Below are 13658 nucleotides of genomic sequence, written 5' to 3' on the forward strand. Positions count from 1 at the left end.
TCGTCGATGATCGCATCCCGGCCCGGCTTGGCGGGTGGGCCGGAAGTCCTGTGTGGGCGAGACAGAGAAATGGAAGTGCATCTGGTGGCAGTGGATACCGCGCTACAGCAAGGACTGCAGCCCTGGGCTAGGTTCCAGTTCTGGCTGGCTGCAGCGACGCAGAATTGCGTCCCATGTGGGAGGGACTTCAGTCCCGACGCGCTGTCGCTCCGTTCGCGACAGCACCAAGCGACAGCTAGCAGCCATTGCACCGGTCGCACATCTGCGGGTGCGGACATCGACCATGTGGCTGCAATACTCAGCGCCTCCATGCACGACATCAGCTAGTCGGACCAGGGCATGATCCGGGTAATGGCTCAGTAGCGCACCAGCGCAGCCAAACCGCATCCCAATACGGGTAATCGCCGACCCGGCGCACCAGACCGGCGCGCAATGGGTTGGCGACGATGTAGCGCGCGGCCGGCAGCAACTGCCGCGCGTCGCGCAGTGCGCGATCGTGGAACCCCTCCATCCACACCGCGCCGCCACGGCCGCGCGCGTGATTGGCTGCCCTGGCGGCGCGGCCCTTGGCATCGCGCATGACGGTCGGCAGCGCGGCACCGTGCTCGAGCATGACCAGTCCGTGCCAGTGATCGGGCATCAGCACCCAGCACAGCAACTGCGCGCCGACCCAGGTATCGGCATGGCCCAGGCAGGACGCGGCCGCCCAGGCGCATCGCCAGTCCTCGAACAGGCGTTGGCGCTGCCAGGTCACCGTGGTGACTAGATAGGTGCGGCCGGTCTCGCTCCAGCGCCCGGCACGCAGCGCGCGGTAGCCTCGGGGCAGTCGGGTGTGCATGACGCCAGGATTGCAAGGCGGATGACACGACACCATCGGGGATGGACTGGGGCGGGCGTAAGGAAACCTGCGCGCGTAGCGTCAGAAATCCGGTGTTCGCTGCTGTGTGCCGCGGAGGGCGGCACTACCGAGACCTGGAAGATTCAGGCGTCGGGACTGAAGTCCCTCCCACATGTGGAGCCTTGGCGTCATCGGCGGCAATGACGGTAGGACCACTGGGGCCTGGAAGATGTGCGCGTCGGGACTGAAGTCCCTCCCACAGTGGCGGGTCGCGATCGGAAGGTGTTAGGCGCCGCCTGCGATCATGTGTTGCCTGCAATCGCGCGCAGCGGCAGCGCGCTCAGTGCGTCGCGCGGTCGCGGTGCCAGCCGCGGTGCTTGATGTCCAGGTACAGGCTGTAGAAGGCGGTAAAGGCGGGGAACAGGTTCTGCAGCACGCCCACCGAGTCCTGCTTGGCCGAGAACATGAAGTAGCTCAGCGTCATCAGGCTGCCGACCACGCTCATGTACCAGAACAGGCGCGGGATCACCGGCTTGCCGGCGCGCTTGGAGGCGACGAACTGCACCAGCCAGCGGCCGCCGAACATCAGCGCGCCGACATAGCCGATCAGCTTCCAGCCGGTGACGTGCAGCCCGGTCCAGTACAGCGCCTGGATCGGTTCGTTGAGGAAATGCGCCTCCATCTCAGCGCTCCTGCACCGCGGTGCGGCGGCTGCGTGCGATCAGCCAGGCCACGCCGCGCAGGTCGCGGATGCCGACCAGGGCGCGGTTCAGGTTGTTGTACTTGGACACGCCGGAGGTGCGGTGGCGGTGGTTCACCGGCACGCTCAGGGTCTGCCAGCCGGCGCGCTGCATCAGCGCCGGCAGGTAGCGGTGCATGTGGTCGAAGTACGGCAGGTCCAGGAACGCCTCGCGCTCGAACAGCTTGATGCCGCAGCCGGTGTCCGGGGTGTCGTCGCGCAGCATGCGCGCGCGGATCGCGTTGGCCCACTTCGAGGCCCAGCGCTTGCTGCCCGAATCCTGCCGCGACACCCGCCAGCCGGCGAACAATTTGACCAGCGGCTCGGCTGCCTGGCGCGCGGCCAGCAGCTTGGGGATGTCGGCCGGATCGTTCTGGCCGTCGCCGTCCAGGGTGGCGATCCACAGCCCGCGCGCGGCCTTGACGCCGTTGCGCACCGCGGTGCTCTGCCCGCTCTGGCTGACATGGTGCAGCACGCGCAGCTCCGGTGTGGACGCCTTCAGCCCTTCGAGGACCGCCAGGGTGTCGTCGCGCGAATGGTCGTCGACATAGACGATCTCGAAATCGATCGTGCCGCGCAGCGCGGCGACGATCTCGGCGACCAGCGGCGGCACGTTGTCGCGCTCGTTGAACACCGGGACGACGACGGAAAGGGAAAGCTGGCTCATGGATTCGGCAGGGCTGGGCGCGGGGGCGCGTGGGGGAAAAGCGGGGCATTGTGCCGCGGACTAAGGGATCCGCGCATGAAGCGTCAGGCGGCGGCGCCGAAATACTCCCGGCACCAGGCCACCACCTGCGGCAGGCCGACCTCGATCGGGGTGCTCGGATCGAAGCCGAACGCGGCGTGGGCCCGCGCAGTATCGGCCATCGTCTCGATCATGTCGCCCGGCTGCATCGGCCGGTACAGCTTTTCGGCGCTGCGCCCGGCGGCGCTCTCGATCACCGCGATGAAATGCTCCAGTTCCACCGGGGTGTGATTGCCGAGGTTGAACACGCGGTGCGGCACCGGCTCGCTGGAGGCGTGATCGAGCGCGCCGAGCACGCCGGCGACGATGTCGGCGACGAAGGTGAAATCGCGGCGCATGCGCCCGTGGTTGAACACCTCGATCGGGCGTCCGGCCAGCACCGCGCGGCTGAACAGCAGCGGCGCCATGTCCGGGCGGCCCCAGGGGCCGTACACGGTGAAGAAACGCAGCCCGGTGGCACGCAGGCCGTACAGCTGCGCGTAGGTATGGGCCATCAGCTCGTTGGCGGCCTTGGTCGCCGCGTACAGCGAGCGCGGCTGGTCGATGCGCTGGTCCTCGGAGAACGGCGGCGTCGCCGAATCGCCGTACACCGAGCTGCTGGAGGCGTAGACCAGGTGCTCGACGCCGCGGTGCCGGCACAGCTCCAGCATGTTGACGAAGCCGACCAGGTTGCTGTCGACGTAGGCGTAGGGATTCTGCAACGAATAGCGCACCCCGGCCTGCGCGGCCAGGTGCACCACGCGGGTCGGCTGCACCTCGTCGAACAGCGCGGCCAGGCCGTCGCGATCGGTCAGGTCGAGCGTGCGGATGTCCGCGCCCGCGCACAGCGCGGCGACGCGGTCGCGCTTGAGCTGCGGGTCGTAGTAGTCGTTGTAGTTGTCCAGGCCGACCACCAGCTGCCCGGCGGCGCGCAGCGCGCGGACGGTGTGGGCACCGATGAAGCCGGCGGCGCCGGTGACGAGGATGGGCATGGCGGAATCCTGGAAAACGAAAGACGAAGAAATGGCGGGCGTTGCGACCGGGCAACGCTCAGGGCAGCCCGGCGTTGACGTCGCCCGGATCGATGGCGCCCGCCCGGCGGTGCTGCATGCCGTCCGGGCTGATCTGCGTGTCCTGGTGGCTCATGCAATGCTCCGGTTGCTGCCCCGCACCGCGGCGCGGGCCTCAGCGCAGGGTCAGCGGCGCGTCCTTGGCCAGCGCCGCCTTGCGCTCCTTGCTGAATTCCCACCACGGACGCGGCATCTCGCCCTGCATGAAGCGCACGATCGACAGGAACACGTCGATCACGCAGTGGTCGTGCACCACGCCCGTGCGCAAGCACAGCTGCGCGTACATGTCGTACGGATCGCGGCCCTGCAGATGCGCCGGCACGCGGATGCCGATCAGGCGCAGGTCCTTCTCGCAGGCCGGCCCGACGTTGGGCAGGTCGGTCAGGCGCAGCAGGTGGTGGCGGTCGACCTTGCTGGGATGCATGGCGGTGGCGGTCCTGGCGGACGCGGGCGGCGGCGCTCAGGCCTGCCGCGGACGCAGTTTCTCGAGCACGCCGTCCAGCGTGTCCAAATCGGTGTAGTGGATCACCAGCTTGCCCTTGCCGCCGCGGCCGTGGGCGATGGACACCTTGGTGCCCAGCGACTCGGACAGCTCGGTCTCCAGCGAGGCGATGTCGGCCTGCGGCGCGGTGCGCGCCGGCTTGGCCTTGCGGTTGCTCGGCACCTTGCCGGCGGCGAACTGCTGGGCGCGGTGCTCGACCTCGCGCACCGACCAGCCCTGGTCGGCGGCGTCGGAGGCCAGGCGGCTGGCCAGTTCCGGCGACAGCGTCAGCAACGCACGCGCATGGCCCATCTCCAGGCGCCGCGCCTCCAGCAGTGCGCGGATCGCCGGCGGCAGTTCCAGCAGGCGCAGCAGGTTGGACACCGACGCGCGCGAGCGGCCCACCGCCTCGGCGGCCTCGGCATGGGTCAGCGAGAACTCGTCGATCAGCCGCTGCAGCGCCTGCGCCTCTTCCAGCGGATTGAGGTCCTCGCGCTGGATGTTCTCGATCAGCGCCATGGCGATGACGGTGCGGTCGTCCAGCTCGCGCACCACCACCGGCACCTCGCTGAGGCCGGCCAGCTGCGAGGCGCGCCAGCGGCGTTCGCCGGCGACGATCTCGAAACTGCCCGGCGCCAGTTCGCGGGCGACGATCGGCTGGATCACGCCCTGCGCCTTGATCGACTCGGCCAGCTCCTGCAGCTTGGCCTCGTCCATCTCCTGGCGCGGCTGGTACTTGCCCGGCTGCAGCTGCCCCACCGGCAGGCGGCGCAGGCTCTCGCCCGGCTGCACTTCGGCGGTGGGCACCGGCGCGGCCGCGCCCTTCGGCCCCAGCAGCGCTTCCAGGCCACGGCCGAGGCCGCGCTTCTTCGCTCCGAGGGCGGGGGGCTTGGCACTCATCAGACGGTCTCCATGGCCGGCATCGGCCGATTGCGTTCGTTGCGGCGGCGCACGATCTCGCCGGCCAGTCCCAGGTAGGCGACGCCGCCGCGCGAGGTGCGGTCGTAGCCGACGATGCTCTGGCCATGGCTGGGCGCCTCGGCCAGACGCACATTGCGCGGCACGATGGTGCGGAACACCTTGTCGCCGAAGTGGTTGGTCAGCTCCGCCGACACCGCGTTGGCCAGGTTGTTGCGCACGTCGAACATGGTGCGCAGCACGCCTTCGATCTCCAGCGCCGGGTTCAGCTCGGCGCGCAGCGCCTCGATGGTCTCCAGCAGCGCGGTCAGCCCTTCCAGCGCGTAGTACTCGCACTGCATCGGCACGATCACCGAGTCGGCGGCGGTCAACGCGTTCAGGGTCAGCAGCGACAGCGCCGGCGGGCAGTCGATCAGGATGAAGTCGTAGGCTTCGCGCAGCGGCGCCAGCGCGGTCTTCAGCCGCTGCTCGCGCGCCGGCTGGTCCATCAGCTGGATCTCGGCGGCGGTGAGATCGATGTTGCCCGGCAGCAGGTCGAAGCCTTCCGGTGCGGTCACCCGGATCTGTTCGGCGCTGCTCTCGCCGAGCAGCACGTCGCAGGTGGAGGCGGCCAACTCGCGCTTGTCGATGCCGCTGCCCATCGTCGCATTGCCCTGCGAGTCCAGGTCCACCAGCAGCACGCGCTGCGACTGGCGGGCCAGCGCCGCGGCCAGGTTGACCGCGGTGGTGGTCTTGCCGACGCCGCCCTTCTGGTTGGCGATGGCGATGATGCGGGCCATGCGGGAGCCTCGTCGGCGATGGGGGTGGGACCGGGCATTATGCGGTCACAGCCCCCCGTGGCGGAAATCGGGGCCGGCCGCGGCCGCCGCTCAACCGCGCTCGACCACCACCAGGTGGCGGTCGGCGCCCAGGCCGGGGACCTGCAGCGGGTGCACCGTCGGCACCACCCAGCCCGGCGGCAGCGCGGCGATCTCCTCGTCCGGACGCACCCCCTTCATCGCCAGCAGGCGCCCGCCCGGGCGCAGCAGGTGGCCGCCGACGGCGACGATGCCGGCCAGCGTATCCAGCGCGCGCGCGGTCAGCAGGTCATAGGCGCCGGCCTCGTCCAGCGCCTCGGCGCGCGACTCGGCCACCCGCGCGTTGTCCAGGCGCAGCTGGCGCACCGCCTCGCGCAGGAACCGCGCCTTCTTGCCGTTGCTCTCCACCAGGGTCACCCGCAACTGCGGCCGCGCGATCGCCAGCGGGATGCCGGGCAGTCCCGGGCCGGTGCCCAGGTCGGCCAGCGCGCCCTCGCGGGCGAACGGCTGCATCGCCAGCGAATCCAGCAGATGGCGGGTCACCATCTCGTGCGGGTCGCGGATCGCGGTCAGGTTGTAGGTGCGGTTCCAGCGCGTCAGCAGCGCCAGGTAGGCCAGCAGCGGCGGCGCCAGCGCGGCGGCGTCCAGGCCTTGCGCGTGCAGGCCCTGCTCGAGCGCGACGCGGACGGAATCGGGAAGGGAAGCATCGGTCATCTGTGGATTATCGCAGGTGGCGCCGCGCGTGCTGCCATGTTGCGGACATCGGCGCGCGCGAGCATTGTCGGTCGTCTTCAAGCACGCTTCTGCCCATGTCCGACCTTGCAGACACCCCGACCGCGCCCGCCGGCGCCCCGCACGATCCCGGCCGCCGCCGGGTGCTGGCCGGGCTGGGCCTGCTGGCGGCGACGCCGCTGCTGAGCCCGTTCGCCCGTGCCAGCGGCAGCGCCGATCCGTTCACCCTTGGCGTGGCGGCGGGCGACCCGCTGCACGACGGGCTGGTGCTGTGGACCCGGCTGGCGCCCCAGCCGCTGGCGCCGGACGGCAGCGGCGGCCTGCGTGCGCCGGTGCCGGTGCGCTGGCGCGTGGCCACCGACGCGGCCATGACCCAGGTGGTCCAGCGCGGAGTGGCGATGGCGCATCCGCGCTGGGGCCATGCCGTGCACGTGGAGGTCAGCGGCCTGCAACCGGGACGGCCGTACTGGTACCGCTTCGAGGCGCTGGGCGCGCAGAGTCCACTCGGGTGCGCGCGCACCGCGCCGGCGCCGGGCGCCCTGGACAGCGCGCGCTTCGGCTTCGTCTCCTGCGCGCACTGGGAAGAAGGCTATTTCAGCGCCTACCGGCATCTGGCCGCGGAACGCCCGGACCTGGTGTTCTTCCTCGGCGACTACATCTACGAGTACAGCCACCGCGGCGAGGAAGCCGCCGGCCTGGTGCGCACCCACGGCAGCGGCGACTGCGTCGATCTGGCCGGCTACCGCAATCGCTATGCGCTGTACCGCACCGATCCCGACCTGCAGGCGCTGCATGCGGGCTCCGCCTGCGTGGCGACCTGGGACGACCACGAAGTGCAGAACGACTACGCCAACCGCTGGTCGCAGGACCCGGCCGTGCCCACCGCCGCCTTCCTGCGCCGCCGTGCCGCTGCCTATCAGGCGATGTACGAGCACTTTCCGCTGCGCGCCCGGCATCGTCCGCACGGCCCCGACATGCGTCTCTACCGGGCCCTGGACTACGGCGCGCTGGCGCGCTTCTTCGTCCTGGATGGCCGCCAGTACCGCAGCGAGCAACCGTGTCCGCTGCCCAGCGGCTGGCGCGGCGGGCACGTCGCGCCGCTCGACTGCAAGGACCTGAACGACCCGGCGCGCAGCATGCTCGGCGCGGCGCAGGAGCGCTGGCTGTACCGCGGCTTCGGCCGCTCGCAGGCGCGCTGGAACATCATCGCGCAGGACCTGCTGGTCGCGCCGATCGTGCAGCACGACCGCAACGACGGCCATGTCGGCGCCTGGACAGACGGCTGGGACGGCTACCCGGCCACGCGCACGCGCATGCTCGACGCCATCGTCCGCAGCGGCCTACGCAATCCGGTGTTCTGGGGCGGCGACATCCATTCCTACTGGGTCACCGACCTCAAGGCCGATTCGGCCGATCCGCAGTCGCGCACCGTGGCGACCGAATTCGTCGGCACCTCGATCACCTCCGACGGCCCGCCTTACGAGGAGATCATGCGACGGCTGCCGGACAATCCGCACGTGCGCTACGCCGAGAGCCGCCAGCGCGGCTACGTGTCGGTGTCGCTGAGCCCGGCGCGGATGGAGACCCGGCTGCAGGCGATCTCCGAACGCCGCGATCCGCACGCCACGGTGTCCACGCTCAAGCGCTTCGTGGTGGAGGATGGCCGCGCCGGTGCGCTCGAAGCCTGAGGCACGGCACCCGCGGCGCCTGGCGCGGGTCGGGCGCCGGCTGCGCACCGGTGCGCACGGCGATCGCTACGGCAGCGCCGCAGGGATCCACGCCAGCGCCGCGCGGTAGCCCGCGACCGGCGCCCATTCGTGCAGATGCCAGGCCTCGGCCTCACCCAGGCCCGGGTCGCACCAGATCAGGCGCAGCGCGCCGCCGGCGTCCTCGGCGAAGCGCAGCCGGTGCAGGCCGAAGGCGATGCCGTGCCCATGCGCCTTGAGCAGCGCTTCCTTGGCGCACCACAGGCGGAAGAACAGCGCCTCGCGCGCCGGCATCGCCAGCGCCGCCAGCAGCGCGACCTCGTCCGGGTGGAAGAAGCGCTGCGCCAGTTCCAGCAGGCGCGGCCGCGGCCGCTGCCGCTCGATGTCCACGCCCAGCCGGGCGTGCGCGGCCACCGCCACCAGCAGGTAGTCGCCGCTGTGGCTCCAGCCGGTGTCCAGGTGCGCCAGCGGCGCATGCAGCCGCGGCCGGCCGCGCGCATCGCGACGCAGCGGCAACTGCGCCGCCGGCAGCGCCAGTTCGCCGGCCAGCAGGTGCCGCGCCTGCGCTTCACCAGAAGTACGCGGCGGATGCCGGCGCAGCCACAGCGCCACCGGGCCAAGGCGCCAGTCCGGCGCCTCGGTGCCGTCGGCGGCGGCCGGGGGCAGCGGCGCGCTCACGCCGCACCCACAAAGCGCAATGGCCGCTGCGCCACGGGGCCGCCGCTATACGATCGCTTCACGGCAGCGCTTCTTAAATGGCGCGCACCCCACCGCTCCTGGTGCGGGCCGAACCGAGGAGTCTGACGCATGGGCATCATCATCTGGTTGATCGTCGGCGGCATCGTGGGCTGGCTGGCCAGCATCATCATGCGCCGTGACGCACAGCAGGGCATCATCCTGAACATCGTGGTCGGCATCGTCGGTGCGCTGATCGCCGGCTGGCTGTTCGGCGGCGGCATCAACCAGGCGATCACCCTGTGGACGTTCCTGTACTCGCTGATCGGCGCGATCATCCTGCTGGCGATCGTCAACCTGGTCACCCGCGGCCGCGCGCGCTGACACGCCGCCTGTACCGCTTGCGCAAACGCCCGGTCCGCCGGGCGTTTTGCGTTTGCGGCCGCGCTCACGGCGCGGCGCGGTCGGCGGCATGATGCACGCCGTCCTCGACCGGCACCGCGATGGCCAGCGCATACGGGTCCACGCCTTCCAGGCAGCCGACGTTGTAGCCGTACAGGCTGGGATCGGAGCGGCGCCGATGATGCGTGTAGATCCCGCAGGTGCCGCAGAAGTAGTGCTGCGCGGTGTGGGTGTGGAACTGGTACAGGCGCAGCGCCTGCTCGCCTTCGCGGACATGCAGGGCGGCCAGCGGGACCGACGCCACGATGGCGCCGCGGCGCCGGCACAGCGAGCAGTTGCAGCGGCGCGGGTCGACGATGCCGTGCGGCAGCTCCAGGTCGATCTGCACCGCGCCGCAGTGGCAACTGAGCCGGTGCAGCGGCGCGATCGCGGTATCGCCGACCCTGTCGATGCAGCGACGCACATGGCGCTCGCTCACGCGCCCGGCTCCAGTTCGATCCAGGCCGGCGCGTGGTCGCTGGGGCGCTCCCAGGTGCGCGGTTCGCGATCGATGCCGGCGGCGCGGGTGCGCGCCTTCAGCGCCTCGGACACCAGGGTCAGATCGATGCGCAGGCCCAGGTCGCGGCGGAAGCCGGCCTGGCGGTAGTCCCACCAGCTGAACAGGCCGCCATCGGCATGGTGCAGGCGGAAACCGTCGTGCAGGCCGAGAGCGAGCAGCTTGTGCAGGGCGCCGCGCTCGGCGGTGGAGGTGAGGATGTGGTTGTCGCTCCACACCAGCGGATCGTGCACGTCGCGCGCATCCGGGGCGATGTTGAAGTCGCCCAGCACCACCAGCCGCGGATGCCGCTGCAGCTCGTCGGCCAGCCAGGCGTGCACCGCCTCCAGCCAGCGCAGCTTGTAGGCGTACTTGTCGGTGCCCACGTCCTGGCCGTTGACCACGTACAGATTGACGATGCGCAGGTCGCCGACGGTGGCGGCGATGGCGCGCTTCTGCTCGTCCTCCAGGCCCGGCACGCCGATCTGCACGTCACCGATCGGCAGGCGCGAGAGGATCGCCACGCCGTTGTAGGTCTTCTGCCCGGCGAACACGCTGCGGTAGCCGGCCTCGGCCAGTGCCGTATCGGGAAACTTGTGGTCCTCCAGCTTGGTCTCCTGGATCCCGACCACGTCCGGCGCGAACGCGGCCAGCCACTGTTGCAGGTGCGGCAGGCGCACGTTGAGCGAGTTGACGTTCCAGCTGGCGATCTTCAAGGGAAATCCGGGACGGGGAAGCCGGCCGCTATTCTGACCGCAGCCGCGGCAGCGGCCAAACCCGCAGGCCGCGGGCCATTCAGCGCCGCGCGCAACACTGCGCGAACAACGCCGGCGCCAGACCCAGCGCCTGCTGCCGCTGCGCCTCGTTCAGGCCATCGAGCAGTTCGTCGGCACCGACCACCTGCTCGGGCGGCGGAAACGGCCGCTCCGGCGCCTGCCGCGCAGCCAGCTGCCAGGCCGCGGCGTACGGCGGATCGGCCACCGCCAGCCACGGCGCGCGCAGCAGTTGCGCCAACGCGTCGATCGATCCGCGATCGCCGTGCAGGGCGCGGTCTTCCAGTTGCGTCACCACGTCCTCGGCGTCGCGCTCGTCGGCGGCCGACAGCGGCACGGGTTGCCCGTCCGCACCGATGCTGCCGGTGCGCGCGAGCAGTTGCGCCACGCGTTGCGCCAGCAGTTGGCGCTGCGCGTCGGCATCGCCGCCAGCGGCCGCACTGCGCAGCATCGCTTCGACCTGCGCGGCATCGAGCCGGGCGACGCCGCGGCACGCCGCGAGACGGCGCTGTTCGGCCAGGCGGCGGGCCGTCGCCTCCTCCGTGCTGCCCTCGTCCACGCCCGGCGGCAGCACCGCGCTGGGCGCTGGCGCCTGCGCGCGCTGCCGGCAATCCAGCGCCAGCAACGCGGTGGCGGACAACCGTTGCGCCTCGTTGGCGCCTGCCGGCACCGTGGCGAGGGAATCCGGGGCGACCGCGACGACAGGCGCGGCGGTCGCAGCCGGTGGCGACGGTGATGGCGACGGCCGCGTTGACTGCGCGAGCGCGGTCGTCGGCGCTGCAGCCGGCCAGCACAGAAACGCCAGGGCTGCCGCCACCGCGGCAGCGCCCCCCCACCACACCGTCAGCGCAGCACGCCGCCGCACCGCCGGCCTCAGCGCGCGGCGGCCGCGTAGGCGGCGCGGTCGAACGCCATCGGTTGCGCCTGGCGCAGCCGCTGCATGGCGTCGGCCGCGGCCTGTTCGCGCAGTTGCAGGTCGATCTGCCCGCGCACCGCCTCGAAGCGCGCGTCGGTCTTCGTATCGAGACGGATCAGGTGGTAGCCGTCGGGGCCGCGCACCGGCGCGGACACGTGGTCCACCGCGAGCTGGCGGATCGGCGCGACGAAGGCATCGGCCAGGTAGCGGCCGAAGGTCGGCGACAACTGCCCGCCCTCGCCGGTGGTGGCGGTGTCGTCGGATTCGCGCATGGCCAGGGTGGCGAAATCGGCGCCGCCATCGAGCTGGCGCTTGAGCGCTTCGGCGCGCTGCAGGGCCTGCGCCTCGGTCAAGCGATGCCCGGCGCGTGGCCCGCCCTGCGGATTCAGGGCCACGAACAGATGGCGCAGGTGGTATTCGGTGTAGTCGTCCGGATGCGCGGCGAACTGCTGGCGCAGCATGCGCTCGTCGATCTGCGCGCCGCTCAGCAGGCGTGCCTGCGCGGCATCGGCCAGGATCGCGTCGGCGGCACGGCGCAGGCGGGCGGCCACCACCGGATCGTCCTGCAGGTGCTGTTGCCGTGCCTGGTCGAGCAGGATGGCGCGGTCGGCGAAGCGGCGCACCACGGAGTCGTCGTCGATGCCGGCATCGCCACGCGTGCCGTCGCTTGCCAGCGCGCGGTACTCGCTGGCGGTGAACTGCTGCGCGCCGACCCGCAACACCACCGGATCGGCGGCGGCAGGCTCGGCAGCCGGCGCGGCGGACGCGACGACGGCGCCCAGCGTGCAGGCGGCCAGCGCGATGGACAGGGCGACGGTGGACTTGGCAAGGGAAAGGGACATGCGCTTCTCCAGGAGAGGGCGGCGCGCGGCGCCGGAGCGCCGCGGCCGCGACACGGCGGCCGACCGCGGGGTCGGCCGCCAGGACGTGCAAGGACTCAGTCGTGCTTGCCGCGCGCCTTCAGATACGCGATCGCCGCCTTCGGGTCGTCGGTGGTGATCAGGCTGAACGCCTCCTGGTTGACGATGAAGTTGAGATCGCCACGGTTGTCGGCGGTGTCGCGGCCGCCGGAGTAGGAGAAGTACAGGTCCGACAGCCGATAGCAGCAGGCGCCGCTGTTCTGGTAGAACTGCCCGGCCAGCGGGCTGTCCGGAATCGCCTGGAACACGCCCACGCGCGCGCCGCGCTCGCGCACGCGGTCGGCGTCGCCCTGCAACAGGCCGCCGACCTGCTTGACGTTGATCTCCATCGCCTGCTTGGTGTCGAGCCAGGCCGACACGGCGTTGTCGACGTTGATCTTGGTCAGCATGTTGGTGGTGAACACCGGGATGCCGACCATGCTGCTGCCGTCGGCACGGAACGCCGAACGGGTCGGGTACAGGGTCGCATTGACCTTGGCCGCGACGAAGTTGGCCGAGGCCACCGAGAACGCGGCATCGGCCGCACGCGACACCGCGCGGACCGCATCGGCGGTCTTGATGTCGAACACCATCGGGGTCTTCAGGCCGTGCTGCTTGAAGTAGGCGAACAGGTCGTCCACACGCGGCACGTGGTAGCCGGTGGTGGTGCGGCGGTCCGGGGTCAGCAGGAACAGGCCGCTCACCGCCGACCACGGCGTCACCGTGATCGAGGGGTTGTAGCCCTGGTTGTTCATCGGGTCGTACTTGGTTTCGCCACGACGGCTGGTCCAGACGTTGGTGGTCCGGCCGAGGTTCCAGTCGTGCAGCACCACCGGCACGCCGTCGCTGGTCATCTTGATGTCCAGCTCCACGCCGTCCATGCACTGGTCGTTGGCGGTCTGCAGCGCGCCGCGCGAGTTTTCCGGCATGTCGGCGATGCCCGAGTACTTGCCCCACAGGCCACGGTGGGCCAGCACCATGGTGTCGCCGCTGCTGTCGGCGAACAGGATGTTGCTCATCTTGGTGCCGACGGTGTCGTTGCAGTTGGCCATGGCCAGCTGCGGCACGACGGCCAGCACCGTCAGGGCGGCGAGCACGCGGCAGGCGCGCGCCAGGGGCGAGGGAACGAATGCGATCTTCATTGGGCTGCGTCCGGTTCTGAAGGAAAGGGGGAGACACGGGGGAACGAGCGCCGGTCAGGTCGACGCATGGCGGCATCTCGTGTGCTGCGCTCCGCACGGACGTCTCGCGCAGGAGCCTGAGCCACCGTGATCGGCGGCGGCGTCGGGGCGAGAAGCTAATAACTTACTGTGAATTATTTATTTCCAGGGTGCGACCCGGCGATGGACTGTGGACTGCGCCACGATTTGCTGCCATCCCGGCCGGGTCGTACCCAGGGACCGGCGCTTCGAACCGGCCGGTGCGCGCCGCTGGCGCTGCATCTGGGGACTTG

16 protein-coding genes are annotated in these 13658 nt (G+C 70.9%); 2 read left to right on the forward strand and 14 right to left on the reverse strand.

All coding sequences use genetic code 11. The annotated features are described in order from the left end of the window. Nucleotides 1–319: 319 nt before the first annotated feature. The 8 genes from AC1PLR_RS20515 to rsmG form a co-directional block, all read right to left on the reverse strand. The gene (locus AC1PLR_RS20515) at nt 320–838 is read right to left on the reverse strand and encodes an REP-associated tyrosine transposase (RefSeq protein WP_481102159.1); all 519 of its coding nucleotides are present in this window, start codon (nt 836–838) and stop codon (nt 320–322) included. A gap of 340 nt (nt 839–1178) precedes the next feature. After that, the gene (locus AC1PLR_RS20520) at nt 1179–1520 is read right to left on the reverse strand and encodes a lipid-A-disaccharide synthase N-terminal domain-containing protein (protein ID WP_295914969.1); all 342 of its coding nucleotides are present in this window, start codon (nt 1518–1520) and stop codon (nt 1179–1181) included. 1 nt (nt 1521) lies between these two features. Next, nucleotides 1522–2244, reverse strand: coding sequence for a glycosyltransferase family 2 protein (locus AC1PLR_RS20525; RefSeq protein WP_010342743.1), 723 nt, complete (start codon nt 2242–2244; stop codon nt 1522–1524). Nucleotides 2245–2327: 83 nt separating this feature from the next. Continuing rightward, a complete protein-coding gene (locus AC1PLR_RS20530) occupies nt 2328–3293 on the reverse strand; it encodes an NAD-dependent epimerase/dehydratase family protein (protein ID WP_481102160.1) in 966 nt (321 codons plus the stop codon). A 193-nt stretch (nt 3294–3486) separates the two neighbouring features. Continuing rightward, nucleotides 3487–3795, reverse strand: a complete 309-nt coding sequence (locus AC1PLR_RS20535) for a helix-hairpin-helix domain-containing protein (RefSeq protein WP_010342745.1) — start codon at nt 3793–3795, stop codon at nt 3487–3489. A 36-nt stretch (nt 3796–3831) separates the two neighbouring features. Continuing rightward, nucleotides 3832–4752: a ParB/RepB/Spo0J family partition protein gene (locus tag AC1PLR_RS20540; RefSeq protein ID WP_010342746.1), complete on the reverse strand. Its 921-nt coding sequence runs from the start codon at nt 4750–4752 to the stop codon at nt 3832–3834. After that, a complete protein-coding gene (locus tag AC1PLR_RS20545) occupies nt 4752–5549 on the reverse strand; it encodes a ParA family protein (protein WP_010342747.1) in 798 nt (265 codons plus the stop codon). Before AC1PLR_RS20545 ends, AC1PLR_RS20540 begins: the two co-directional genes overlap by 1 nt. Nucleotides 5550–5639: 90 nt before the next feature. Continuing rightward, complete coding sequence (rsmG, locus tag AC1PLR_RS20550) at nt 5640–6281, reverse strand: 16S rRNA (guanine(527)-N(7))-methyltransferase RsmG (RefSeq protein ID WP_481102161.1); 642 nt, start codon at nt 6279–6281, stop codon at nt 5640–5642. Nucleotides 6282–6376: 95 nt separating this feature from the next. Here rsmG and AC1PLR_RS20555 point away from each other — a divergent pair, with 95 nt between their 5' ends. Then, nucleotides 6377–7987, forward strand: coding sequence for an alkaline phosphatase D family protein (locus tag AC1PLR_RS20555; RefSeq protein WP_481102162.1), 1611 nt, complete (start codon nt 6377–6379; stop codon nt 7985–7987). Nucleotides 7988–8053: 66 nt separating this feature from the next. Here AC1PLR_RS20555 and AC1PLR_RS20560 read toward each other — a convergent pair whose 3' ends face one another. Continuing rightward, the gene (locus AC1PLR_RS20560) at nt 8054–8683 is read right to left on the reverse strand and encodes a 4'-phosphopantetheinyl transferase family protein (RefSeq protein ID WP_481102163.1); all 630 of its coding nucleotides are present in this window, start codon (nt 8681–8683) and stop codon (nt 8054–8056) included. Between the two features lie 129 nt (nt 8684–8812). Between AC1PLR_RS20560 and AC1PLR_RS20565 the strand changes: the two genes are divergently transcribed. Continuing rightward, nucleotides 8813–9064 (forward strand): GlsB/YeaQ/YmgE family stress response membrane protein, encoded by a 252-nt coding sequence (locus AC1PLR_RS20565; protein WP_010342751.1) that lies wholly within the window; start codon nt 8813–8815, stop codon nt 9062–9064. Between the two features lie 64 nt (nt 9065–9128). Here the strand turns inward: AC1PLR_RS20565 and AC1PLR_RS20570 are convergent, their stop codons facing one another. From AC1PLR_RS20570 to AC1PLR_RS20590, 5 genes are all read right to left on the reverse strand, one after another. Further along, nucleotides 9129–9560 (reverse strand): GFA family protein, encoded by a 432-nt coding sequence (locus AC1PLR_RS20570; protein ID WP_481102164.1) that lies wholly within the window; start codon nt 9558–9560, stop codon nt 9129–9131. After that, nucleotides 9557–10333, reverse strand: coding sequence for an exodeoxyribonuclease III (gene xth / locus AC1PLR_RS20575; protein WP_481099362.1), 777 nt, complete (start codon nt 10331–10333; stop codon nt 9557–9559). The genes AC1PLR_RS20570 and xth overlap by 4 nt, the downstream gene beginning before the upstream one ends. Before the next feature lie 79 nt (nt 10334–10412). After that, on the reverse strand, nt 10413–11030 hold the full coding sequence (locus AC1PLR_RS20580; protein WP_481102165.1) for a hypothetical protein: 618 nt from the start codon (nt 11028–11030) through the stop codon (nt 10413–10415). Between the two features lie 233 nt (nt 11031–11263). Further along, nucleotides 11264–12148 carry a peptidylprolyl isomerase gene (locus AC1PLR_RS20585; protein ID WP_481102166.1) on the reverse strand — a complete coding sequence of 295 codons (885 nt, stop codon included), beginning with the start codon at nt 12146–12148 and terminating at the stop codon, nt 11264–11266. Between the two features lie 95 nt (nt 12149–12243). Continuing rightward, nucleotides 12244–13257: a glycerophosphodiester phosphodiesterase family protein gene (locus AC1PLR_RS20590; RefSeq protein WP_209245653.1), complete on the reverse strand. Its 1014-nt coding sequence runs from the start codon at nt 13255–13257 to the stop codon at nt 12244–12246. Between the last annotated feature and the right edge of the window lie 401 nt (nt 13258–13658).

This window comes from Xanthomonas sp. NCPPB 3570, from assembly GCF_056725115.1.

Excerpts from the sequence above, each read along its gene's own strand:
- AC1PLR_RS20515 (WP_481102159.1), bottom strand. The coding sequence starts at position 838 with ATGCACACCCGACTGCCCCGAGGCTACCGCGCGCTGCGTGCCGGGCGC.
- AC1PLR_RS20520 (WP_295914969.1), bottom strand. The coding sequence starts at position 1,520 with ATGGAGGCGCATTTCCTCAACGAACCGATCCAGGCGCTGTACTGGACC.
- AC1PLR_RS20525 (WP_010342743.1), bottom strand. The coding sequence starts at position 2,244 with ATGAGCCAGCTTTCCCTTTCCGTCGTCGTCCCGGTGTTCAACGAGCGC.
- AC1PLR_RS20530 (WP_481102160.1), bottom strand. The coding sequence starts at position 3,293 with ATGCCCATCCTCGTCACCGGCGCCGCCGGCTTCATCGGTGCCCACACC.
- AC1PLR_RS20535 (WP_010342745.1), bottom strand. The coding sequence starts at position 3,795 with ATGCATCCCAGCAAGGTCGACCGCCACCACCTGCTGCGCCTGACCGAC.
- AC1PLR_RS20540 (WP_010342746.1), bottom strand. The coding sequence starts at position 4,752 with ATGAGTGCCAAGCCCCCCGCCCTCGGAGCGAAGAAGCGCGGCCTCGGC.
- AC1PLR_RS20545 (WP_010342747.1), bottom strand. The coding sequence starts at position 5,549 with ATGGCCCGCATCATCGCCATCGCCAACCAGAAGGGCGGCGTCGGCAAG.
- rsmG (WP_481102161.1), bottom strand. The coding sequence starts at position 6,281 with ATGACCGATGCTTCCCTTCCCGATTCCGTCCGCGTCGCGCTCGAGCAG.
- AC1PLR_RS20555 (WP_481102162.1), top strand. The coding sequence starts at position 6,377 with ATGTCCGACCTTGCAGACACCCCGACCGCGCCCGCCGGCGCCCCGCAC.
- AC1PLR_RS20565 (WP_010342751.1), top strand. The coding sequence starts at position 8,813 with ATGGGCATCATCATCTGGTTGATCGTCGGCGGCATCGTGGGCTGGCTG.
- AC1PLR_RS20585 (WP_481102166.1), bottom strand. The coding sequence starts at position 12,148 with ATGTCCCTTTCCCTTGCCAAGTCCACCGTCGCCCTGTCCATCGCGCTG.
- AC1PLR_RS20590 (WP_209245653.1), bottom strand. The coding sequence starts at position 13,257 with ATGGCCAACTGCAACGACACCGTCGGCACCAAGATGAGCAACATCCTG.